Source organism: Mesorhizobium sp. C089B (genome assembly GCF_030323125.1).
Lineage (GTDB): Bacteria > Pseudomonadota > Alphaproteobacteria > Rhizobiales > Rhizobiaceae > Mesorhizobium.
Genome location: NZ_CP100469.1, coordinates 5,721,269 through 5,743,554 on the forward strand (window position 1 = coordinate 5,721,269; position 22,286 = coordinate 5,743,554).

Genomic DNA, 22,286 nt, shown 5'->3' on the forward strand with positions numbered 1-22,286 from the left:
CAACTCCGTACGAGCCAACGACGTAAACTTCGCAGGTGGGCATCATCGGCTTCGGCCGATTAATTGGCGTGGTTGAGCGATCGAGGCGCTCTTGCGCTCGATCCAGCCGGTGTAGATGTAACGATCGGCTCGGTAGGACGAAGACGAAAAGTAAATAGCCCGATCGCTCGTATCGAAGGCGGTACGGTCGATTTGCAACACCGCAGTGCCGCTCGATACGTCGAGTGCTTTTGCCAGTTTGGCACGCGTGGTGCCGGCCCGTATCTCCTGCTTGGCCCGGGCAAGCGGCACGCCAAGGTGCTGCTCAAGAATCTCGGTGAAAGAGGTATCGGCAAGATTGAGCTTTTCCATTTCGCGCCCGATCGCCGCGCTGAACGAAACTGTCTCAACCGCTACAACCTCGTCGTCGATCGTGCGCAGGCGCTCGATGGTCAAGACGCTCTCATCGGTCGGCACGTTAAGTGCTGCTGCAACCGCGGCGTCAGCAGAACGCCAGGCGACCGTCACATGCCTAGTCCCCGGCCGGAAGCCACGGGCTACGGCTTCTTCCGAAAACCCTGAAAAAGTGAGCAGGTCCCGGCCGATGTGACACTTGGCAACGAACGTCCCCTTGCCAGCGCGTCGATAAAGCAAGCCTTCACCGACAAGGGCAAGCACCGCCTGTCGCACCGTGCTGCTGCTGAGTTCGTGCTGCTTCATCAACTCCATCTCGGTAGGGAGCTGATCGCCAGCATTGAAGACGCCGCTCTCGATCTGAGACCGAATGATATCCGCGAGCTGAATATGAAGTGGGGTTCTTCCGGGCTGAATCATGCGGCCTCCTCAAGTCGAGTCATTGCTATCACACGGCCTGGGTGATTGGCAATATTAGGTTATTGCATTCTTGCAAGAAATCAGTCTAGCGTTGGCTTTGAAGGAACCTGGCGGGGTCGATCACACCTTGGTTGAAAAGATCGCCGAATTCGCTGGTCTGGGCGTTCCAGCCATAGCCGAATTCCGGCTTTCGCGCACCGGCGCCATCGAAGATCATCGTGTTTTCTTCCTCGATCCAAACCTTTCTGGCTCGGCGCCGCATCGCCAGCGTGACATTCTCCAGCTTTATGCCGAGATTTCGCTGATGGCGGCGCCGCCAGTCAGGATCGCTATATCCTCTAGTATTTCCTTGCGACGGTCGCCGAAGCCCGGGGCTCCGACGGCGGCAATGTCGAGACCACCGCGCAGCTTGGATGGCGGCGGGGCAAGCGCCTCGCGTTCGATTTCCTCGGCAATGATAGCAGCAGCTTGCCGGACTGAACCCACTGCCTCCAGCAACGGGAGCAAGGCTTGCGGAGAGCTTCTTCTCGTTAAGAAGCACATAGGCCTCCTCGAGCTCGACGCGCATCTTGTCCTGGTTGGTGATGAAGTACAAGGTGAAATCGCCGCGGTCGGACTGCATGCCTTCGACGGCTTCCAACTCAGTCTCGGCGGTCTTGCCTTCCTCGACGGGAATGACGCCTTCGTTGCCGACCTTTTGCATCGCCTCGGTCAGGAAACGCCCGATCTCGGCGTTGCCAATGGCCGAAATGGTGCCGACCTGGGCGATCTCGTCATTGTTGGCAATCTTGCGGGCGTTGACCTTGAGCTCGGCCAGGACGGCGTCGATGTCTTTGTCGATGCAGCGCTTCAGGTTCATCGGGGTTCATGTCCTAAAGCAACTGCGCCTTGGCGTACGATCGCCTGGGCAAGCAGGGCCGCGGTCGTGGTGCCGTCACCGGCGAAGTCGTTGGTCTTCGAAGTGACTTCGCGCACCATCTGCGCGCCCATATTCTCAAACTTGTCTTCAAGCTCGATTTCTTGGCGACGGTGATGCCGTCCTTGGTGATGCGCGGCGAGCCGAACGACTTGTTGACGACGACGTTTTGGCCCTTGGTTGACGCCGCGCAGCATGCGCTCGGGCGTCGGAATGGAAAGACCTTGTTGGCAGCCATTGGATTTGTCGATCTCGCATTATTTTTGATTCTATGTGCACAAGGAAATTTTAAATTCTATGTGCACAAGGAAAACTCTGTTTCGCCGAACCTCGGGAGGCGCAGCGCAAAAGTCATGCCAAATGCAGCGAGGGCTGAAATTTCAAGCGCTTATGGATTCTTCATAGCTCACGGCCAGGCGGTTGTCGCTATTTTTGTCGAATTCCTGCATGAGTTGAAGAGGCCTTTGCTGTCAAGTTTGGGACGCCGAAGCCGCGTCCGTGAGCACCTGGCGGTCGGTGACACGAGTACGTGAACTGAAGCTGTAAAAAATAGCGAACGGACGTTCATGCCGCGCTTGAACGTTCCGAATGGGACCGGCCGCCCGCGACCAGCAGGCCGGCCCCGAAGAACCGGCCGCCGCCGCTGAACGGAAACTCCGATCGCACTATGCCCCTACGTCTCGTCCCGCAGGCGTTCTCACCTTGATTGAGCTGCGCTCCCAATTTCATGCCGTGCCGTAGTAGACGCTTGTCAATGCCAAGCGATCTCGTGAAGTCCGCCGAAATGGATGCGGCGTCTAGAGTGTGCTCTTCCAGCTCATTCAGATAGTCATCAGAGGCGGATCGCGGGCTCAAGTCGGTCAGATAGCTGGCGCCACTCGCGAAGACTCAGGCGAGGTCATCATCGTCGCGGACACGATGGCCAGCAGCAGCGAAATCACCGGACGGAATAGCTCCGCGCCCATAGAGGCAAGCTGGGCTCTCTCCGCATCGTCACCTTAACGACGTCAGGCGGCATCGATTAACAGGCCGAGCACAGCCTCCGCTTCTCAACGCAGGCCGAACATAGTGCACCCGCTCAAGACCGCCAGAGCTGCTCCTGAGTCGCGTCAGTTTGGATCGCGCGGCCCAAGTGCTGGCGTCGCTTCGGTCGGGGCATTCGCTCGAACTGGCGGACTGAGGCGAGCTTTTCAGAAACTGAAGACTTCATCGCGACCCGCTGCGATATGCGTGCCACAAGAAAGACCTCTTCAGACGGCAATCAATCGCCCGCGCGGGCACTTGTCGCATCTCGGACCATGCCAAAGCGCGTCCTGTCGTGTCTGTACCGGATCAATCCACCTAAGTGGGAAATTTCACCCGGGATTGACTGTCGCAAATGTTCGGCCAGAAAGGTTGGGGCCGAGCGAGATCCGCTTGGCCTGGAAGGACTTCCTCGTGGTGCGGAAGGCGCGTAGCCTCAAAGTCGAACTGGTCGTCTACGACGCCCATGCCAGCCTGGTCGCTGCGATCGGCGAAGTGATGCCGGAAGCGGCCTGACGGCGCTGCTCGCTACCGGCCTGGCTTCACGACGGATTCCTCGCCGCCCTTGAAACCAATGGGCGAAAGATCATATGAAAGTAATGAGGCGTTTTGAACTGTTGCAAACAAACGGGACGGATTGTGGCGACACTTGCCTGTGACAGGCACTGATAAATTTCTCCCTCACGATTGATTTCTTCCAGATCGAGAGAGATCGACACGTCTCCGCACACGCTTCCTGCGTTAGTCACAAATTGCAGGTCTTCAATTTGCAACCACTCGTAGTGCTCTCCCAAGAGCATTTTTACCCTGGTGCCACCTACATATGGCAGCATAATAGAGAAATATCCGTCATGCAGATGGTGTGCCCTAAGCAAGAGGACCTGGGACTCGGGTGTCCTTTGTATCGAGATTTTCAGAGGTGAAAAACGCACATTCATATCTTCTGAACAAAGATCAAGTTGAAATCGTTTTTGTACTAAAGCGCTGAATGTGAAGTCAAGTCCCAGGCCGCGAGTGTCATATGCACCCAGCCGATAAGGTGAGGGCATGCGTCTAGCATTCTTTAAAGCACTTTCTAGACGATAGAACGACTTCTTGCGATCGAGTTCCATAAAGTTGTCGTGCTGGAAGTCCTTGAAATACTCCAACTCCGCTTCAATAGGCATGTGGGCATGCCGGAATAAGGCCGCATGGGCGGCTCGCTGCAAACTAGAATACTCGTGTGTCACACCAGCCTTTGTAAAAAAAGCCCTCGCATCGCAAATGAACCGTACGCATTCAGCTTGAACATTGATGACCTTCTTGTACTGCTTATCGCTAAGCTCGACACCCCCAAGAACTGGGTCTCCATTCAAATCATAGTCAACAACCGCTCCCTCATTGGCAGTGCAGCATTGCTCAAATAGATCGTAATTCCACCAAGGAGTCGTAATGAGTGCCTTACTGTCTGCGGATCGGAACGGTTCATCGGAGGCGACAACATAGCGGCCAAGTATATTAACCTGCAATTCATCTTTGAAAGTTCGAGACAAATACTCCAGAGTTTTGCCGTTATAGCCGGTATCCGCCAAAACAACGGTATCGCCTTCTTCCAACTCCAGCTGCCTGGACATATACCGCGTCAACCGGGCGCGCAAGGCAGATGAGTTCTTGAAAATCAATTCTAACACATCGTCTTCGCGCAGCAGTTGATAGAATGCCGTCTGTGGATCGGCCGAGTGATGAGCAGTCCGTATTAACGATTCGGTGACTTCTGGCGGCAGCAAAAGCTGTTTTGCAGCGCAATAAAAATCGTGAAATTCGGGATTGATCCCGCTGATGTAATAATCAACATCGGCGCGGGTTCTGAAAGAGGCTGCAATGGCAACGAATCCACGGATTCGCACCAGCTTGCCGACGGGCTTGCCCGTATAGGCTTCACAGGCAGCTGAAAGAAGATAAGCATCACGCAACAAAAACAAAACCTTTACTCGCTTGCCCTGCTTTTCTAGTGTAGTCACTTCGTCGATAAGAAAACGGGAGTAGGCATATAGCACCGGACCGAAGGACATGTAGCCGATCAATGTCTCAGGCGCGTACCGCTGCAAGTCTGCTACAGAAAAGATCGGGCGAAACGGGCTATAGCATGGAACAATGACAGTTTCGGGTGCTGCCTGCTCGAGTACGATTAACGGAGTTGCTGCGTGCTGTAGACGCAAGAAGTCTGCGACCTCTCGATCAAACTGTAGGAAATGCAGCGCACGTGCTCCCAATTTTCGCGGCGCTTGCGCATCGGATACTTCATTGTCGCCGATGTGAAGTAATTGAGATGCAGGCACGGCACAATCCTTTATTACAATCTCAAAAGAGCCTCACTCTTTGACGTCCCGTACTCGACAGAGCAGTAAACCTTGCTGATCACCCGCATAACGTCTGAAGGCAAATGCTGAGCCAATAGGCGCCTTAACTCCTCTTCGCGCAAATACGTATCGCTCACGATAATAATTTTGAGACCGCGGCTGTGCGCTCGCCTGATCAGGTCTACGTACGGCAAAAATGCAAAGCAAACATTTATTTCGGTCCGGATTTCAGTCTCGGCCAGGAGCTCCCGTTCCTCACCAGAAAGCGACGTAAAGAACCGATAAATATCACGGATGTCGATTTGCTTGGATCCGTTCTCCAATCGCTTCGCTCGAGAGGCACGCGAAGCAGCGCTAATGCGTTGGTGTGGAGTTATCCCCAAGCTTCGCGCGACGGGATTGTCGGCCAGAACGACGAAAACATCTTCAGGTGTCGCTGTTTTGCGCCATAGCAATGTATCGAAACAGTCAAGTGAGAGCACCTTCACGGAATCGCCAAACATGTCGAGCATATTGTGGATATCTGACGCCTTTATCTGCATTTTATCTTGAGTATCCCGCATGTCGGCCCAGAGCAGGCGATCCTTCGGTTTTTGCAGCCGGGTGGTTATTTCTGTTGGACCGAGCCCGGGCGGAACCATTGCATCACGATGAGGGATAGACGGAAGTTCCATACGTGACGTATCAAGAAGCAGTAGCGGATCAATATCGAACTGCGTTAGCTTGGCGACCAAACGCTCCATTATATGCTGCACGTGTTTCTCCTTTTAGTATTTTTCGCGCAAGCGCGATCGTTCTGGCTGGGAGCTTCTCACTTATTGTCCAGTCGTGGGGGCTAAAGCCCTCCGCATCGCCAAAGTGTTGAGGTCAGCGGCAACAGCTTTCGCTACAGAGCTTCCAACGAGCCGGGGACAAACCAGAAATGTCCTGAGCAGGTTTGAGAGCTGCGTAGCAAAAGTCCGCTATCCCACCTCTAGATCCCGATCTGGTCCTTAACCTCTGCTCTTGCAGAAACGAAATGCGGATTGCGTCAAGATACGTCTAAAGGTTGTTTGATCCGTAGCATCTTACTAAGCGTTTTACGCAGGCAGTCGGTGCATAGAGCCTCATGTCAACGAGGTGATTATGACCCGAGGGTGTTCAAAATTAGTATCATATGTTAGGAACATCAGTATGTTTACGCGCAAGACCGTTGTGATGTGTTGATGAAGAAATGCTAAAGGGTGCGCGTAGTTGGCCGCCATGATGCACGGGCGATAAGCTTTTGACGGCCTGAAGCGACGCTGCGGTCGTCGTTGCGATGCTTTTCCAGGCACCTCATCAGGCGACGGGGATTGCTCCGTCGTGATGGTAGGCGAGGGTTGCAGGTTGCCATCGACGGGTTCGTTTTGGGGCGTCGGTGCCCCATCGTTATGTCGCGAGTTGAGAAGGCGGGCTGGTCATCCAACAGCATGCGGAGTTCGCCTGGCTCGAATGCCATAATGGGCGGCGAGGCGGGTTCGTCGTCCAGTAGCTCCTCCTCGCGCGCCAAACGCCTCGTCAGTCGCTTTTGTAGCGCCTGCCGATCGGGACGAGATTGTCGAGGTGCAGCGGCTCGTGGTCTGGCCGCTGCGCGTAGACCAATCGTTGAACCAGCGCCCGCGTACCGTCCACCATAAGGACACCACAGTCGTATTCGTTCGACTGTCGGGACATGCGGGCTGGCGCCAAGGTGGCGCCCAGCCTTTCTGCGAGCTGTTTTGCCGGCGCGTCGTTGTACCCGCCTCGCTACAGCGAGTTTTAGTGATAAGCGACCCGCCTTTCCGGGTTGCGGCGATCGACGAGCAGCAGCGACCGCTTCCACCGTGTTTTTTGACATCGGTACAATTTGGAATGACGGAGGATGCAGAGTTCTTATTGGTCGTGTACGAGGATTATTCATTATGCTTGTGTCCGACGGCTGAAAAGTACTTTGGCCCACAACCGATGGTTGGGACATAGACGCAAAGCGCGTTGCGGTCATAGTTAATGCAGCAAACGCCATGCCAAATCAAAAAAGGCGATAATTCGGTGTGTTAGCTATCGATCTGCTGCTGTTTGTTGTGAACAAGACAATACTGGCTGGATTACGACCTTGGAGGGATGTCGCGATATTGACCTGACCTGATGTGGTGTCTAATCGCGGGTGGGCGTCAAGCATCTATCGCGTTGATACGTCGCTGCCGGGTGCATGGTTGTCTTCGCGGTCGACATTGGCCGCCGCATGATGGAGCTTCGCGGGACGAGCCTTCAATGTGGACGACGCACTTTGCTGAGACAGCGGTGCAACCCATCAGCGGAATGGCTCGGCTCACGTCCCGGCAGGGACGCCTCAGGCGTTCAGATTCTGAACGCTATCTGGATTTACGCTGTGGCTCCTGCATTCGGATTAAAGAGCTCGCCGGTTTTAAGCATCGAATGCATAATCACCGCCAGTTTGCGCGCCACAGCCACGGCGGCTCGTTTGAAGCCGATCCTCTCCCGGAGCTTGAGACCCCATGTCCGCAGGCTGCTCTCGGTCGAACAGCGTGTCAGGATGACCGCCGCGGCTTCGTAGAGAAGCCCTCGCAGAAGTCGATCCCGCGGCGAGATATATGACCGTCATAATCGACTTCTCCGGATTGGTAGCGGCGCGTCGTCAGGCCGATCCAGGCCGCGACAGAGCGGGACGTCTTGAAGTTGTCTGGATCCTCAATGGCGGTGACGAAAGAGGTCGCGGTGATCACACCGATGCCGGGGATCGACATGAGGGTGCGGCAGGCTTGGCTTTGACGAGCATTCGCACCCAGTTGGCGCCCGAGCTCGGCGGCACGGATGCGAATGCCGCGCCAGGCCTCCAACATCGGCAGCACGATGAGAGCAATTTCCTCGTGATCGATAAGAAGGCTCCGAACGTTCTTCTCGAACGTGGTTCCCTTACCTGCAGGAACGAGCAGGCCGAACGTTTTCATGATTCCACGAATCTGGTGGGAAAGTTCGGTGGTGATCCGGACCAGCCGGGTGCGTGCCGCCACGAGCGTGCGGGTCAGCATGCTGTCAAACCCTTTCACCCGCACCTCACGGAAGAACCCCACCCTCTGCAAGATGCGCCAAACCGTCGGCGTCGTTCGCGTCGGTCTTATTCGGCGCCATATCGAGCGCAGCTTTTGCATGGCGAGCATCGATGCAGATCGCTGGCACCCTTTCCGCGCGTAGCGCGTGATAGAGCCAGACGGAAAGGGGTCCAGTCTCGAACACCACGCGTTTGGCGGCCTGCGCCCGCTTACGGATAAGCTCGGCAATGATCTTTGGATCAGAGGCGCACTTCCCGCGCCAGACGCGCTTGCCTTCACGTCGGATCGACACCGCTGTCTCTTTCATCGACACGTCGAGACCGATATATTCTTCCATGGCTGTTCTCCATCAGATGCTTGGGCCCGGCGTCAGGTCGTGAGCTTTCCATCTTATCGGGGAACAGCCACCTTCCAAGGATATGATTGTTCTCTGGGCGACGCGCTCCCGCGATTGCCCCATGTGGACGGCCTCCGCTCCCGGCATCGCAATGTGCCAAAGTGTGCTTGTCGAAAGTCACATGAGGGAGAACCGTCCATGGAGAAGGTTAGTACAATCGGTCTGGATTTCGCCAAGCACGTCTTTCAGGTGCACGGCGTGGATGCGGCGGGCGCGGTGGTTGTGCGCCGGAAGTTGCGTCGCGACGATGTCGTCGCATTCTTTGCGTCTTTGCCGGCATGCCTGATCGGCATTGAAGCCTGCGCAACGAGCCATCACTGGGCCCGCGTTCTCATGGGGCTGGGTCATAAGGTCCGGCTGATGCCAGCCTCCTATGTGAAGCCATATGTCAAACGACAGAAGAATGACGCGACGGACGCGGAGGCGATCTGCGAGGCGGTGACGCGGCCGTCGATGCGCTTCGTTCCGGCGAAGAGCGAGGAACAGCAAAGTGTGCTGATGTTGCATCGAGTTCGTGAGCTTCTGGTCCGACAGCGCACCATGCTGGTGAACGCGCTGCGCGGCCATCTGGCCGAGTTCGGGATTGTGACGCGCCAGGGCATTGCCGGCGTCGGGATGCTGATCGGGCTCGCCGAAGACGAGAATAACGAGCTTATCCCCCCGCTTGCCCGGGATGCGCTTGTTCCCTTGGTCGAACAGCTACGGGCGGCGCACGAAAAGGTCCGTGAGCTCGTCATCAGATTCAAGCTTGGCACTGCTCGAATGAACTGAGCCGGCGACTGGAAACGATCCCCGGCATCGGTCCAATCACCGCCAGCGCGATCGTTGCAACCGTGACAGACGCCTCCCTGTTCAAATCCGGCCGGCAACTCGCGGCTTGCCTTGGCCTCGTGCCGCGACAGAACTCGTCCGGAGGAAAGGATAGGCTCGGCCGGATCAGCAAGCAGGGCGATCCCTATATCCGTCGACTGCTTGTCGTTGGCGCACATGCCGTCCTCAGGTTCAGCCGCAAGGGCGAAGCAGCGCCTACCCGCTGGGCTGCCGAGCTTCTGACGAAGAAGCCCTATAATGTCGTCGCCGTTGCTCTTGCGAACAAGATGGCGCGGATCGTCTGGGCGCTGATGACTACGGGCAAGCGCTTCGCAACTTCGCCGGCAGCGTGACGGAGTCGCAGAGGATACGCAGAGATTGGTGAGGTGCTGATGGTTTGATGGTGGACGGTCGAACCGGGATCGGACAAACCCGCTCAGTGGGTGTCGCTCAAAAAGCGCGTTGACCTGTCTGGGATCCGATCCGCGGACTTCATCAGGGCCAGCGGCATGAACAGGCCGCACTCAAAGGCCGAATACACGCCTGCACCCGACCTACCTGTCATCAATCTCAGAAAGCCCTTGCCACGCGGAGGCCGTCCATACATGCCACTGAGTATTTCCTCCATCTGAGAATTAGAGTCCGGGCCTTGATTGAAGGAGGGACTGATGAAGAGAAAGCGTTACGGAAGAGCAGATCATCGCGGTTCTGCGCGAGCATGAAGCGGGTGCGAAGGCGGGCGATGTTGCCAGCAAGCACGGGATCTCCGAGGCGCCGCTGTATAACTGGAAGGCCAAGTATGGCGGATGGACGTCTCCGACGCCAAGCGCCTGAAGGCCTTGGAAGACGAGAACGCCAAGCTGAAGAAGCTGCTCGCGGACCAGATGCTCGAAGCCTCGGCATTGCGCGAGCTTCTTTCAAAAAAAATGGTAGGGCCCGCCGCCAAGCGCGAAGCCGTCGCGCATCTGCAGGCCACGATGGGCCTGTCGGAGCGGCGGGCCTGTTCCTTTGTCGACGCCGATCGTAAGATGATCCGCTACCAGTCTCGCCGAGCGCCAGAGACGGAGCTGCGTGGTCGGCTGCGTGACCTCGCGAACGAGCGCCGGCGCTTCGGCTATCGACCGCTGTTCATTCTGCTCAGGCGCCAGGGCGAGGCATCGGGGATCAATCGTATCTAGCGTCTTTATCGCGAGGAAGGACTGACGGTGCGCAAGCGTCGGGCGCGACGACGAGCCGGTCGGCACGCGGGCGCCGATCCTGGTCGAGGCTCGGCCGAATGCACGCTGGTCGCTGGATTTCGTGCACGACCAGTTCCATATCCCCCAATCATTGATGTGCTTAGGTCTGGGCATGCCCCCATCCGCAACCATCTCATCAAGAGCATCGATCCGACACCAACATAGAGAATTGCTTCCCCATGAGAGAGGCCTCGCGGCGGACATAAGATTGCGTCACTCTTCATGATCACGGCCTCCGAGGATGTCGGGATCAGCAACGGCACGATAAGGTGAAGGATCTGGCAGCTCTTGCAACTGCCGACCTCGAGGACAAGGCATATCGCGATCCGTCCGGCAGAGACAAAGGTTCTGCACTGTCCGTCATGAAGACTTCGTGCTGGTCTCCATGAGAGAAGTATTCTGGTGCAGAAGCTGCCCGACTAGCTATTCGGAAAAGACGACAGGGACGTGCAAATCGGGCGCCGCCGTGAGGCGTCCCCCTCAATGTCGTCGACCGTGAACTATCCGCAAGCCCTTGATCTAGCATGTTGATTGAGGCGGATAGCGGCTTTTGGATTGCAGGATTAGCGGTTTATGGGGGCTGTTTTCCTGCAATTCGTTTTGCGATTCCCTTGTGCTGCGGAGCGTGATTCACTTGGTTCGGCGGCGGCGAATCGAGGGGACGGCGAATGTCCAGGCCACGCGAGAAGCGCGAGACGGGAAAGCAGGATCTGTTCCGCTCCAGGCTCGATCAGATCATCAATATGAAGCACGAGCTGGTGCGGCTGGCGCAGGCGATCGACTGGCCGGTGCTGGAGGAACGTTTCGGCGCCGTCTATTCGGACGGCCCCGGCATGCCGCCACTGCCGACCCGGCTGATGGCGGGGCTGGCGATCCTCAAGCACACTTTCAACCTGTCGGATGAGGTGCTGTGCGAGCGCTGGGTGGAGAACCCCTACTTCCAGTATCTTTGCGGCGAGGAATTCTTCTGCCACGCGCTGCCGTTCGATCGCTCGTCGATGACGCGCTGGCGCGGCCGCATGGGCGAGGAGCGGATAGCGGCGCTCTTGCAGGAAAGCCTCAGCCTCGCGGTCAAGACCGGGGCGATGAAGCCGTCCGACACGCGCCAGGTGATCGTCGACACAACCGTGCAGCCGAAGAACGTGATGTTCCCGACCGACGCCAAGCTCATCCACCGGGCGCGCGAGCGGCTGGTGCGGCTGGCCAAGAGGACGGGGCTCAATTTGCGCCAGACCTATGTGCGGGTCGGCAAGCTGGCGCTGATCAAGCACCAGCGCTATGCCCACGCCAAGCAGTTCAAGCGGGCCAACAGGGCACTGCGCAGGCTCAAGACCTATCTCGGCAGGACCATTCGCGACATCGGTCGCCAGATCGCCGGCGATGCGAGGCTGGACGCGCTCTTCAAATGGCCGCTCTACCAGGCCGCCACCGTTCTCGAGCAGCGTCAGCGTCAGCGCGGCCGCAAGATCTACAGCCTGCACGCGCACGAGGTGGAATGCATCGGCAAGGGCAAGGCGCACATGCCCTACGAGTTCGGCGTCAAGGTGTCGGTGGCCACCACGCTGAAGCGCTCCAAGGGTGGTCAGTTCGCTCTGCATGCAAAAGCACTGCCCGGCAATCCCTACGACGGCCACACGCTGGCAAGCGTCATCCCCGACATGGAAGAGACCATCGGCAACGAGATCGGCCGCATCCTCGCCGACGCCGGCTATCGCGGCCACAACGCACCCCAGAGCCACAGGTTCAGGGTCTTCACCAGCGGCCAGAAACGCCGCGTCACCCCGGCCATCAAACGCCAGATGCGGCGGCGGTCGGCGGTCGAACCGGTGATCGGCCACATCAAGGCCGAGCACCGCATGGGCCGCAACTACCCCTCTTGATCGCTCTCTTCCAACTCCGGCCCAAGCCGCTCGCCGCTTAGGAGCCGGATTGTTCACGGTCGACAATGTCGGATTTCCGACAGGATCGCAAATCCGCCAACCCATTGTTTGATATGGGTTTCCTTCTCTGGCACGGCCTATGCACGGGATTCTGCGAATGCATCAGCGAGAGGTCGTCCATGATCATGCGCACCGAAAATGCCGTCGCCGCAGTGAAAACCGCGCTCTCGCCTGCCATCAAGCCGCCGAAAGGCCGGCGCGTCATGGTCGAGGCGGGCGATTGCGCCGGCTTCAAACACCTTAATGGACCTGGAAAGCGTCTCGCGTGACGGCGACGCGGGCATCCAGACGAACGGAAAGACATACGTCGTTGCCCCACGTCGCCGGCCTGACCCCTCGATTTCACCGCGCTGGAATGCTCCGGTCTACATTCGACGACGCGAACGCGCTGGACAAATTCTCGCAAACCCGGTCGGGACCGGGGCTCGAAAACGTCCGCGAGGGGCCCAATGGCTATGGGCGATACTCGCCGCGAACAAGCCGCCTACTGGGAAGACTCTATAGGAGGAAAGCAAGTGGAGTTATCTTGCGTTGGGGTCGGTGCTGGGCCGTCTAATTTGAGCCTTGCGTGTCAGATACACGAGCAAGTTGGGCGAGGGGGACTGTTCCTGGATCGGCAGGTCGACTTCCGCTGGCATCCAGGCATCGCATTCGATTCCTCGGAGCTCCAGGTCAGCCACTTCAAGGACCTGGTCACGCTGGTGAATCCGCGGTCAGCCTACACTTTCGTAAACTTCCTGCACGAGAACGGGCGTCTGTATCACTTCCTGAACGCACAGTTCGAGGCTGTGTTCAGAGCTGAGTTTGAGCAGTACCTGAACTGGGCCTTCCACAGGAACCCACTTGTCCGTGGCGGCGAGACCGTGCACGAAATCCGCTTTGACGGCGAGTTTCGGGTGCGGACGGATAAGGCGGTTCTCGGCGCCAGAGACGTCGTGGTCGGCATTGGCAAGCAGGCGCAAATTCCGCCTCAGTTTCAGGGCTGGACTGGACGCAACCTGTTCCACTCATCGGTTTTACTGCACATCCACCCTGAGGTGCGGAGAAAGCATGTCTGCGTGGTCGGCGGAGGCCAGTCGGGAGCCGAGGTGATGTTGCACCTGGTCGGCCTGCCGAACGAACGGCGGCCTGCCTCGATCACTTGGGTCTCGCAGCGCGAAAACTATCTGCCTCTGGACAACAGCCCGTTCACAAACGAGTTGTTCATGCCCTGCTTTTCGGATCACTTCGCGGCGATGAGCGAGTCGCAGCGTAAGCTGCTCCTGCGGCGTTTCGTGCTTGCTTCGGACGGCATTTCGGAAAGCACGTTGCGGGCGATCTATCAGGCGCTGTACCGCCATGCATTTTTCGAGCCAAACCGATGCGACATCACACTGCGGCCGGGCTGCACCGTCTCGCACTGCATCAACGCCGGACCGGGTCACAGGCTGACCCTGCAGCATGGCATGGACGAGGTCGAAGAAGTCACGGCTGACATCGTCATCCTGGCCACCGGTTACGAGAACGCGGTCCCAAGCTTGCTGGAACCGATCATGGGCCGCTTGGAGCAGATCGACAGTGAATTAGCTATTCGCGAGGATTTTTCGGTGAGCTGGGACGGACCGTGTGACAGACGCATCTTCGTACAAAATGCGAGCCTCGGGCAGCGCGGCCTGGCCGATCCGAACCTAAGCCTGCTGGCCTGGCGCGCGCGCATCCTCGATAGCCTTCTTGGGCGCGCGCCCTGCGCGAACGCCGAGCATCCTGGCTTCATCAGCCATATCTCGATCGAGAGCTGGCCCGACCTCGTAACCGAAGAAATGGGCAGCGGGATATGACTCGTAGACTTTTGATGATCGGCGGTGGCATCCTGGGAATGACGTCCGCCTCCGCTGCGGCGAAGGCCGGTGGCTTCTCCGAAATCATCGTGACCGAACAAGCCGTTGGACCAAGCGGCGCATCGCATTATTCCGGGGGCGTGCATTTCCCCTACGGGCGTCAAGACCTTACAAGGTCGCTCACTCGAAAGAGCGCCGTGGCCTTGGCGGCCAAGGCTGGGTCGGCGATCAGCGGATGGTGCCGGCCTTTAGCGATGCGTGTCGTGGCGCCTCCGCAATCATGACGCTTGCAACACAGGCTTCAAATAACCTCACAGTATCTTTGCGAACGAAATCAATGAAAGTGGTACTTTCACGACAAATGTCTAAGCCGGCACAACGAAGAAAGCTGTCGATCTACGCCGGCACCGCCGTACAGCAGCCTATCCAGGAGTCGACAGCCAATGAAAAGAAGAGCGCTCGTCCTACTTGAAGGCACAAGGAGCAATGGACCGCTGTTCGTCCAAGCGGCCCAACGTCTTGGTCTTCATCCAATTACCCTTTCGGCTGATCCAGCTCACCACAAGTATCTCGCGGCGGAAGGCAGTGAAGCAATCCGTGTCGATACAGCCAATCTCGATGCACTGATTCGCGAATGTGCCCGACTGCATACGACCTACGACATTGCTGGCATTACCAGCGCCCAGGAATCGATCTATGCCACGGTCGGCAAGCTCTGCCGGCATTTCGATTTACCGGGACCGAATCCTACATCGATTGAACGATGCTGCGACAAGTTCACCCAACGCAAGCTCCTAGCTCATGCCGGCATTCCAATGCCTGCTTATCAATTGGCAACGGATGCGACCGACGTAGAAAGGTCTGCTGCGGAAATCGGCCTGCCCGTGATTCTAAAGCCGGCCGTAGACAGTGGCGGCAGCACGGGCGTCAGGTTGTGCCGCAGTCTCGATGAGTTGGCCGAACATGCCAAGTATCTGCTGGGCGGCAAGCACGTATGGCCGTCGTCGCCAAGGATAATGGTCGAAGAATTTGCAGAAGGCCCCCATTATTGGGCTGACATAATGGGAGATGAGATCATCGGGATTGCCGCCCTTGTCTTCGGCGGCGCACCGCATTTCGTCTATCGTGAGTGCTCCTTTCCGGCCGTGCTGACTGATGAACAGCGCGATCGTATCGCAGATGTTTCGCTGAGCTGTTTGCGAGCTCTCAAGCTTGGCTGGGGGCCATCCAATGTTGAATTCCGGTGGACGAAGCGTGGCCCGGTCGTCATCGAAGTCAATCCACGTCTTGCGGGTTCGCCCGGTATTGAACTGGTTCAGCTAGCTTACGGTGTTGATCTCATAACCGAGCATATCAAGCTTGTGATCGGTGACGAATGGAGTTTGCGCAGAAGCTATTCAGAAACTGCGGCCGCGCGTTTCCTAATTCCTGAACGCGATGGCACGCTCGATTGGATAGATGGCGACAGTCAGGCGGCTGCTATACCTGGCGTCGCCAAGGTCAAGTTGTATCTTGAACCCAATACGGCGATCGTCAGGAAAGGCGATTGGGAAGACTTGATCGGACATGTCATCGCCAGTTCACCCAACCTTGCTCGGACTGAGGCGATACTTCAGCGGGCCGTCGACTTAATCAAGTGGTCGATTACACCATTTTCCAACCTTGGTGAGAAGGAATAACCTAGGCCCCTCGCGCCCCGCACGAAGGCAAGTGGCGAGGTGCTCATCGCCGAACTTGTGCAGTCTATCGTGTGCCACAAGTCATCCCAGCTCTACCATCGTCTCCGGCAGAGTGCGCACTCGTCGGCTCGGCGGTGGAACCGGACAGGGACCGAGTTCTGATTCGCGACGCGCGAGTTGCGGGTAACATTCCACTGCGGCCCAGACCGCCAGTTCGAGGCGCTGCGTAACGTTCGAACGCGCCATGCATCCTGCGCCTCGGTTGGGAAACAGGAAGTTCTCCTCGCCGGCGTAGTCCAACCGGCGCTTCCAGTTGCGGATCAGGTTGGCGGTCGTACGCCAGAGCGGCATGCTGCGGTCTTTGCGCCCCTTTCCATGCAGGTGCGCGACCGCCGAGCCATCGACGGCGACCTCGCCGACGCGCAGGCCGATGGCTTCAGACACGCGGGCGTGTGGCGCAGTTCGTGAATACGCGCCTTGCCATGGCCGCCCCGCGCGGTCCAACCAAGGTTGGTGCGAAGCTTCTGGAAAACCTTATTGATCTCCGCTTCGCGATGAATCCGCCCGCCGGAGACAGGAACAGGGGTGAGTCCTCGGTGAGTGCACGATGACGCGCCCGAACCGCCAGATAGCGCCGTAGCTTGGCTACGACGGTGGCGTGTATGGGCACATGCCTGGATTTGCGGAACTTCGTGTTCCGAACCGTAAGGAACGCTCCATCGAGATTGACATCGCTGCAGCGCAGGTGAAGTGCTTCTGAGCGGCGCAGACCCGTAGCGGCGATCAGCCAAAGATCGTCGCGTAGGTTGCCGGCCGCAACCCGCCCTCAGGGGCGAGGCGCGAAGCGGCGGTCACAAGGTCGCAGATCTCCTGCTCCGAATAGATGTGCGGTGCGAGGCGGCGATGTAAACGACCAAAGGTCGCGGTTTGTGGAAACTCGGTGCCGGGATCGAGCCGGTCAAGATACCTCGCGAACGGGCGAAGGGCCTCGAGGCGCCGGCCCATGAGAAAGGACTGGCCCGTTTGGCCTGGCCTTGCACCCAGTTCAGGACGATATCGTCGGTGAGCGGCCCACTATGACCGCGCTTAGCCGCGCCCGATCAGGCTGTGCAACCCCGACCAGCTTCGCCTCATCGGGCGCTCACCGGCGTGCCCTTCATCACCCCAAACCGGGGTCCCTTTTACCCGAAAATGCGGGGTCCGGATTCCACGGTCATTGACACAAAAGCTTCTTTTCAGATCTTGGGGCCGATGCACTCCTTACTTTGAGATATTCGACTAGCCGGGCGCCGAAAACGGTATGATAGACCAATTAATTAGCCCCACGGCGCGTTGAAGTATCGCCTCCGTCCCAGCACGGGTAGGTGAAGCGGCAATGACATGGCCAATTATGTCCCGATAATCGCCTTTCCTGACGATCGCTGTTTTGGGTTGAATGGACAAGTCGACTTCGGCGACGCCAGGTACGTCAGCCGCTCGGCACTCTCCGTCGACCCAATTGAGGGTGCCATCGCGATCGGCAACCAGGAACCGCATGGCCGCGGTTTCCGAACTATTTTGCGCAAGTTCCATTCCTCACCGATTGCGAGTTTGATGTGCTCGGTCACGAGATCAATACCGTAAGCCAACCGAACCAGTTTAGGAGCGGAACAACCCGCAAGGCGAGGATTGACTTCGATGACGACCGGGCCACGCGTCGTCCACCGGAGTTCAACGTTCGTTGGTCCCCACCCAAGGCCGAGTGCTTCCAAAGAACGCAACGAGATATCAGCAACACGCTCATGCTCTTCATCTGTCAGCACGGCCGGATACGCGCACTCCAGGTAAACGAAATGCGGTGGACGGTCGAAAGTAAGGGCGGCAATTGCAATGAAGTTTTTTCCCATTAAATCGGCGGTATAATGTGGCCCCGTCACAAATTCTTCGATCAGTATTCGAGGCGGCGAATGCAATGTGTGCGTCTCATCCAACAGATAAGCGGCGTGTTCAGCCAACTCGTCGAGATTGCGGCACAGTCGAACCCCCGTGCTGCCGCTGCCCACGGCCGGCTTAAGGATCACTGGGAAGCCGATCTGGACAGCACAGTTTTCTATGTCTGCCGCACTGGCGCCTAGGCGATAATGAGGTATTGGAATGCCAGCCTGCGCGAGCAGGTCGCGTTGAGCGAATTTATCGCAGCATCGCTCAATAGATGCAGGGTTCGGCCCCGGTCGCTTGAAATGCTGAGAGAGTTTGGCAGCTGTCGCATAAAAATCCTCCCCTGCGCTCGTTATGCCAGCAATCCCATAGGTCTCGCGTAACCGAGAACATTCACGGATGAGAGCATCGAAATCGCCCGTGTCGACACGGATTATCTCAAAATTGTCCGCAGCGAGATAATCATACTGGGCTGGATCAGCGGATAAGACGATAGGCTGCAGGGCAAGTGGTCGAGCCGCTTGTATGTACGGCTTCATGTTAGATCCTCCTTCAACCAGGATGAGCGCCCTTTTTGTCATCTCGTCGACCTCGTTGCGTGATCTCGGTTAGTGGCTGCTAATCGGCAGAGCGTTCTCTTCCATGCCGCGCCGAGCCTCAGATCCGCGACGAAAGTACCGCTTTTGATGGTCCGAATTTGCGAAATTTTGTGAACTTGTGTGAAGCGCCGTTGAACCCGATAGCCTGGCGTGTACCAGGGAGCGTCTGGAGCATCGCAGCCGATAGTTTTTGCTTCCAGTGGTCAGCGACAGATAGCGAACACTGCGGCGCTCCGAGCCTCTCATCGGGGCACTGTCTCCAGCGTTGCCGAGAACGCAATATACCTCGTTTACGCCTCGCCAGCGGATTCGATCGAATTGGCCCCGCCAGACGGGGCTCTCTCGAATAGCCGCGTCGTCGACGCAGGCGACGAGCCTTTTGCCGGTTTGACCCCGACCGCCGCCATTGAAGGTGGCTTTCCTACGTTAGGAATGAGCGGAGGCCATGAAGCCAGCATCGTGGGCCTGTCTTCCGACATCGGCGAACGCGTGGGAGAAAATAACCGCAAAGCGCATTCGAAATAGCAGCTTTGATGCCACGCGGTAGCCGTGAGCAGCTGACCCGTGCCAGCCGCGTGGGGAAAACCTCACCTTCCCGTCGATCTCCTCGCACAACCGCAATACCTTCGAGATGCCGCGACTTGGCCGCGCAACTGAGCGGGTCGAATTGCCCGAGGCTCCCTGGATAAGCTAACGGTGAGCCACTCGGCAACGCCCGTCGTGTCGCAGTAGCTGAAGCGCTTCCTGATCTTCAGGCTGCCCAGGGATCTTGCCGGCTCTGGGGCATATCGCGCGGACGCATTCAACGCCCACACATGACCCTGCTCGATCGTCGGTCCGGCGTGCAGTACTTCGTGCTGCGGAACGCTGGCATTCGCGCATGAACTTCTTCCAGAATTGATCGGCGTCACGACTTGACTACGCCCAGCAATGCGTTGGATCGGGATAGCAGAACCGCACAGCACGCCATAAGCAAGGGCAGCGACACTGCTGGGATTGTTACTGCACGATGAACTACGTCAATCGCCAGATTACATTTTTGCGCGAGGTTCAACTTAAAAGCCATGTTACTTCTTGCCGGGGCCTGATGCAGGAGTGAATTGCGTGGAGCGCACATGTTGGCAAAAGTAATCGAAAACGAATGGATTCACATGCCGGATGGTCGCAGATTAGCGGCCAGGATTTGGCTTCCGGCGTCTGGGGAACCGGCTCCTGCGATTTTTGAGTACCTACCTTACCTCAAGCGCGGCGGCACTGAGAGCCGCGATGAGGGGACGCACGGTTTTTTTGCTAAGGCCGGTTACGCTTGCGTGCGAGTCGACATCGCAGGAACGGGGGAAAGTGAAGGGCGGTTCGACGACGAATACTCCGAGCAGGAGTTGAACGATGGCGAGGCCATTCTGACCTGGATCGCAGCACAGGCATGGTGCGATGGCAACATCGGAATGATCGGCATTTCCTGGGGCGGCTTCAACGGTCTGCAGATGGCCTATCGCCGTCCACCCGCGTTGAAGGCAGTCATCAGCATGGCGTCGAGCGTAGATCGATACTCCGATGATTGTCATTTCATGGGAGGCTGCCTGCTCAGCGACAATGTCAATTGGTCAAACCAGTTGTTGACTTGTCTCACAAGGCCGGCCGATCCTGAAATACGTGCAAATTGGCGTGACGAATGGATCGCGAGGCTGGAAAACGCGCCCTTCTCCGCTGTTGACTGGCTGCGTCATCCTACGCGGGATGACTATTGGAAGCATGGGTCGGTGTGCGAGGACTGGTCCCGCATATTGGCGCCGGTACTGGCAATTACTGGCTGGGCGGACCCTTATGTCAATGCACCGCCAGCGCTAGCAGCGAACGTGAAAGTGCCGTGCAAAGCACTTATCGGTCCTTGGGAACATAGCTATCCCCATCTTTCGCGGATCGATCCCGCGGATTTCCATTCCGAAGCGATTCGCTGGTTCGGCCGCTGGCTGAAACGGGAGCCGAACGGGGCAGAGGATTTGCCCCCTTACCGTGTGTACATGCAAGAGCATTTCAATCCTACAAAGGAGTATAAGCTGCCCAAGGGGCGATGGATCGCAGAGCGGCGGTGGCCCTCTCCCAACGTCAGTGAGCGTGTGCTTTTCTTGAGCTCGGGCGGTTTGCAGGACAATGCGAGTGAGGAAACTGCAACGATCTCAAGCCCGGCGCACATAGGCCAGGCAGGAGGGTATCTTTGCCCGGGCATGCGCATCAACAATGAACTGCCAGGGGATCAGACAGTTGATGACGCTCTGTCAACCTGCTTTGACAGCTCTCCGTTGACTGAGGCGATGGAATTGCTTGGTCGTCCCAAAATAAAATTTGCATTTTCGGTAGACAGGCCAGTGGCTCAGATTGTAGCTCGCCTGTGTGACGTCTCGCCCGAGGGCGTTTCACAGCGGATTACCTACCGTGCTCTAAATCTGAACCATTTTGCCAGCCACGAGAGCCCACAAGCATTGGTGCCGGGACAAGTCTATGAGGCCGAGATAGAGCTGAACCAGTGCGCCCATCGGCTGAAAATCGGACATGTGCTACGCGTGGCCCTGTCGACGTCTTACTGGCCGATTGTCTGGCCGGCGCCCGAGAATGCCGTTATAACACTACACTTGGATAATAGCTCACTTCACCTGCCGGTTAGAACAGTTATAGAAGACACTCCTCCATTTAACCCCGGTTCGCCAGTGGCGTATCCCACGCTGGACGCGGCCAAAGTGCGTCCGGTGAGTAGTAGCTCGAAACGACGCGCACTTGAAGACGGCACGATAGTACTCAAGACGTTTGATGATTTCGGCGAAGACGTGAATCCAAATCACGGGATGATCGTAGGTAGCCATGTTCGGATGTATTGCAGCATCCACCCGAGCGATCCGGCGACGGCTCGGTTCGAAAGCCAGTGGCATTTCAAGGTAAAACGTGACGAGTGGCAGATAGACATCAGCACCGAACACAATATGCATTGCGACGTTCAGAACTTCTTTCTGTACGGGAAGGTGCGCGCTACCGAAGGTCCCGAAGGAGTCGAAGTGTTCGCCAGGGAGTGGTCGGAAACCGTTCCGCGCCACCTGCTCTGATTATTATCCAAGGATGTCGGCGCCTTCATCCGAGCCGGTGCTCGGGACGGGTGGAATTGCGCTTAACGCTTGAATCTACTGGGAGACGGTGCAGGTCGTTCTCAGGAGTATGACGCGATTCTGATTGCCGACGAAGTGGTCTCCGGTTTCGGCCGGACCGCTTCCATGTTCGGTTCGCAGCACCATGACATCGAGCCGGACCTGAGTCGCAAAGCCGGCCGTTCGAGACCTCGAACATCATTGGGGCGACGACGATTGCCCAACTCGAAATCGCCTATCCTCGGTCGACGTCGTTTGGACCGAGGAAATGCAGAAGCGGTCGACGCTATCCACCAACGCTTCGGCACCCTTGTCCTTGAGCAAGGGTGATCCGCGCCAATCGAATTGATTGAGGAGGAAGTATGACATTTCAGATCGAGGCCGTGCGCGGAAATTTCCCGCACTTGCCTTGACCGACAAGGATCGCCGCCGCATCTATCTCGACCACCCCGCCGGCACCCAGGTGCCGCAAGCGGTCACCGACGCGGCGTCACGCTGCCTGCTGACACAAGCGCCAATCTCGGCGGCTTCTTCGAAACGACGGTCGCAGCCGCGACTGTAGTACTAGGCTAGGTAACGAGCCAGTTGAGTTT

At 57.6% G+C, this 22,286-nt stretch carries 12 protein-coding genes and 9 pseudogenes; 11 read left to right on the top strand and 10 right to left on the bottom strand.

Annotation, left to right across the window (positions count from 1 at the left end):
• Positions 1-42 precede the first annotated feature (42 nt).
• Both NLY44_RS28060 and groEL read right to left on the bottom strand, forming a co-directional pair.
• Positions 43-813 carry a GntR family transcriptional regulator gene (locus NLY44_RS28060; protein WP_023806834.1) on the bottom strand — a complete coding sequence of 257 codons (771 nt, stop codon included), beginning with the start codon at positions 811-813 and terminating at the stop codon, positions 43-45.
• Between the two features lie 190 nt (positions 814-1,003).
• Positions 1,004-1,967: pseudogene (gene groEL, locus NLY44_RS28065) on the bottom strand (chaperonin GroEL); the annotation flags it as partial.
• Here groEL and NLY44_RS28070 point away from each other — a divergent pair.
• On the top strand, positions 1,957-2,262 hold the full coding sequence (locus NLY44_RS28070) for a hypothetical protein (protein WP_156941072.1): 306 nt from the start codon (positions 1,957-1,959) through the stop codon (positions 2,260-2,262). The pseudogene groEL and the gene NLY44_RS28070 overlap by 11 nt on opposite strands.
• An 874-nt stretch (positions 2,263-3,136) precedes the next feature.
• Positions 3,137-3,265, top strand: a pseudogene (locus tag NLY44_RS28075) (transposase); the annotation flags it as partial.
• A 29-nt stretch (positions 3,266-3,294) separates the two neighbouring features.
• On the opposite strand, the gene NLY44_RS28080 reads toward NLY44_RS28075, so the two are convergent.
• The 4 genes and pseudogenes from NLY44_RS28080 to NLY44_RS28095 all read right to left on the bottom strand — a co-directional run bounded on the left by NLY44_RS28080 (position 3,295) and on the right by NLY44_RS28095 (position 8,499).
• The gene (locus tag NLY44_RS28080) at positions 3,295-5,070 is read right to left on the bottom strand and encodes a hypothetical protein (RefSeq protein WP_286456101.1); all 1,776 of its coding nucleotides are present in this window, start codon (positions 5,068-5,070) and stop codon (positions 3,295-3,297) included.
• Between the two features lie 14 nt (positions 5,071-5,084).
• The gene (locus NLY44_RS28085; protein ID WP_286456103.1) at positions 5,085-5,846 is read right to left on the bottom strand and encodes a hypothetical protein; all 762 of its coding nucleotides are present in this window, start codon (positions 5,844-5,846) and stop codon (positions 5,085-5,087) included.
• A 784-nt stretch (positions 5,847-6,630) separates the two neighbouring features.
• On the bottom strand, positions 6,631-6,786 hold the full coding sequence (locus NLY44_RS28090; RefSeq protein WP_156941073.1) for a hypothetical protein: 156 nt from the start codon (positions 6,784-6,786) through the stop codon (positions 6,631-6,633).
• A gap of 687 nt (positions 6,787-7,473) precedes the next feature.
• Positions 7,474-8,499, bottom strand: a pseudogene (locus tag NLY44_RS28095) (IS110 family RNA-guided transposase).
• 198 nt (positions 8,500-8,697) lie between these two features.
• Here NLY44_RS28095 and NLY44_RS28100 point away from each other — a divergent pair.
• From NLY44_RS28100 to NLY44_RS28125, 6 genes and pseudogenes are all read left to right on the top strand, one after another.
• A pseudogene (locus NLY44_RS28100) lies at positions 8,698-9,722 on the top strand (IS110 family RNA-guided transposase).
• 343 nt (positions 9,723-10,065) lie between these two features.
• Positions 10,066-10,683 (top strand): annotated as a pseudogene (locus NLY44_RS28105) (transposase); the annotation flags it as partial.
• Between the two features lie 592 nt (positions 10,684-11,275).
• Positions 11,276-12,478, top strand: a pseudogene (locus NLY44_RS28110) (IS5 family transposase); the annotation flags it as partial.
• 188 nt (positions 12,479-12,666) lie between these two features.
• Complete coding sequence (locus tag NLY44_RS28115; protein WP_156941084.1) at positions 12,667-12,816, top strand: iron-sulfur cluster assembly accessory protein; 150 nt, start codon at positions 12,667-12,669, stop codon at positions 12,814-12,816.
• Between the two features lie 180 nt (positions 12,817-12,996).
• Positions 12,997-14,364 (top strand): lysine N(6)-hydroxylase/L-ornithine N(5)-oxygenase family protein, encoded by a 1,368-nt coding sequence (locus tag NLY44_RS28120; protein ID WP_245263903.1) that lies wholly within the window; start codon positions 12,997-12,999, stop codon positions 14,362-14,364.
• A gap of 443 nt (positions 14,365-14,807) precedes the next feature.
• Entirely contained in the window at positions 14,808-16,043 is a 1,236-nt protein-coding gene (locus NLY44_RS28125; RefSeq protein WP_031356284.1) for an ATP-grasp domain-containing protein, read from the top strand.
• An 81-nt stretch (positions 16,044-16,124) separates the two neighbouring features.
• Here NLY44_RS28125 and NLY44_RS28130 read toward each other — a convergent pair whose 3' ends face one another.
• The 4 genes and pseudogenes from NLY44_RS28130 to NLY44_RS28140 all read right to left on the bottom strand — a co-directional run bounded on the left by NLY44_RS28130 (position 16,125) and on the right by NLY44_RS28140 (position 18,541).
• Positions 16,125-16,487: a site-specific integrase gene (locus tag NLY44_RS28130; protein WP_023806934.1), complete on the bottom strand. Its 363-nt coding sequence runs from the start codon at positions 16,485-16,487 to the stop codon at positions 16,125-16,127.
• A complete protein-coding gene (locus NLY44_RS33070; RefSeq protein ID WP_084013097.1) occupies positions 16,480-16,830 on the bottom strand; it encodes a tyrosine-type recombinase/integrase in 351 nt (116 codons plus the stop codon). The genes NLY44_RS28130 and NLY44_RS33070 overlap by 8 nt, the downstream gene beginning before the upstream one ends.
• The gene (locus tag NLY44_RS28135) at positions 16,827-17,048 is read right to left on the bottom strand and encodes a hypothetical protein (protein ID WP_023806935.1); all 222 of its coding nucleotides are present in this window, start codon (positions 17,046-17,048) and stop codon (positions 16,827-16,829) included. The genes NLY44_RS33070 and NLY44_RS28135 overlap by 4 nt, the downstream gene beginning before the upstream one ends.
• A gap of 273 nt (positions 17,049-17,321) precedes the next feature.
• Positions 17,322-18,541, bottom strand: a pseudogene (locus NLY44_RS28140) (ATP-grasp domain-containing protein).
• 1,133 nt (positions 18,542-19,674) lie between these two features.
• Here NLY44_RS28140 and NLY44_RS28145 point away from each other — a divergent pair.
• The 3 genes and pseudogenes from NLY44_RS28145 to NLY44_RS28155 all read left to right on the top strand — a co-directional run.
• Positions 19,675-21,654 (top strand): CocE/NonD family hydrolase, encoded by a 1,980-nt coding sequence (locus NLY44_RS28145; RefSeq protein WP_023806938.1) that lies wholly within the window; start codon positions 19,675-19,677, stop codon positions 21,652-21,654.
• Positions 21,655-21,685: 31 nt separating this feature from the next.
• A pseudogene (locus NLY44_RS28150) lies at positions 21,686-21,858 on the top strand (aminotransferase class III-fold pyridoxal phosphate-dependent enzyme); the annotation flags it as partial.
• Between the two features lie 197 nt (positions 21,859-22,055).
• Positions 22,056-22,257 (top strand): annotated as a pseudogene (locus NLY44_RS28155) (cysteine desulfurase-like protein); the annotation flags it as partial.
• Between the last annotated feature and the right edge of the window lie 29 nt (positions 22,258-22,286).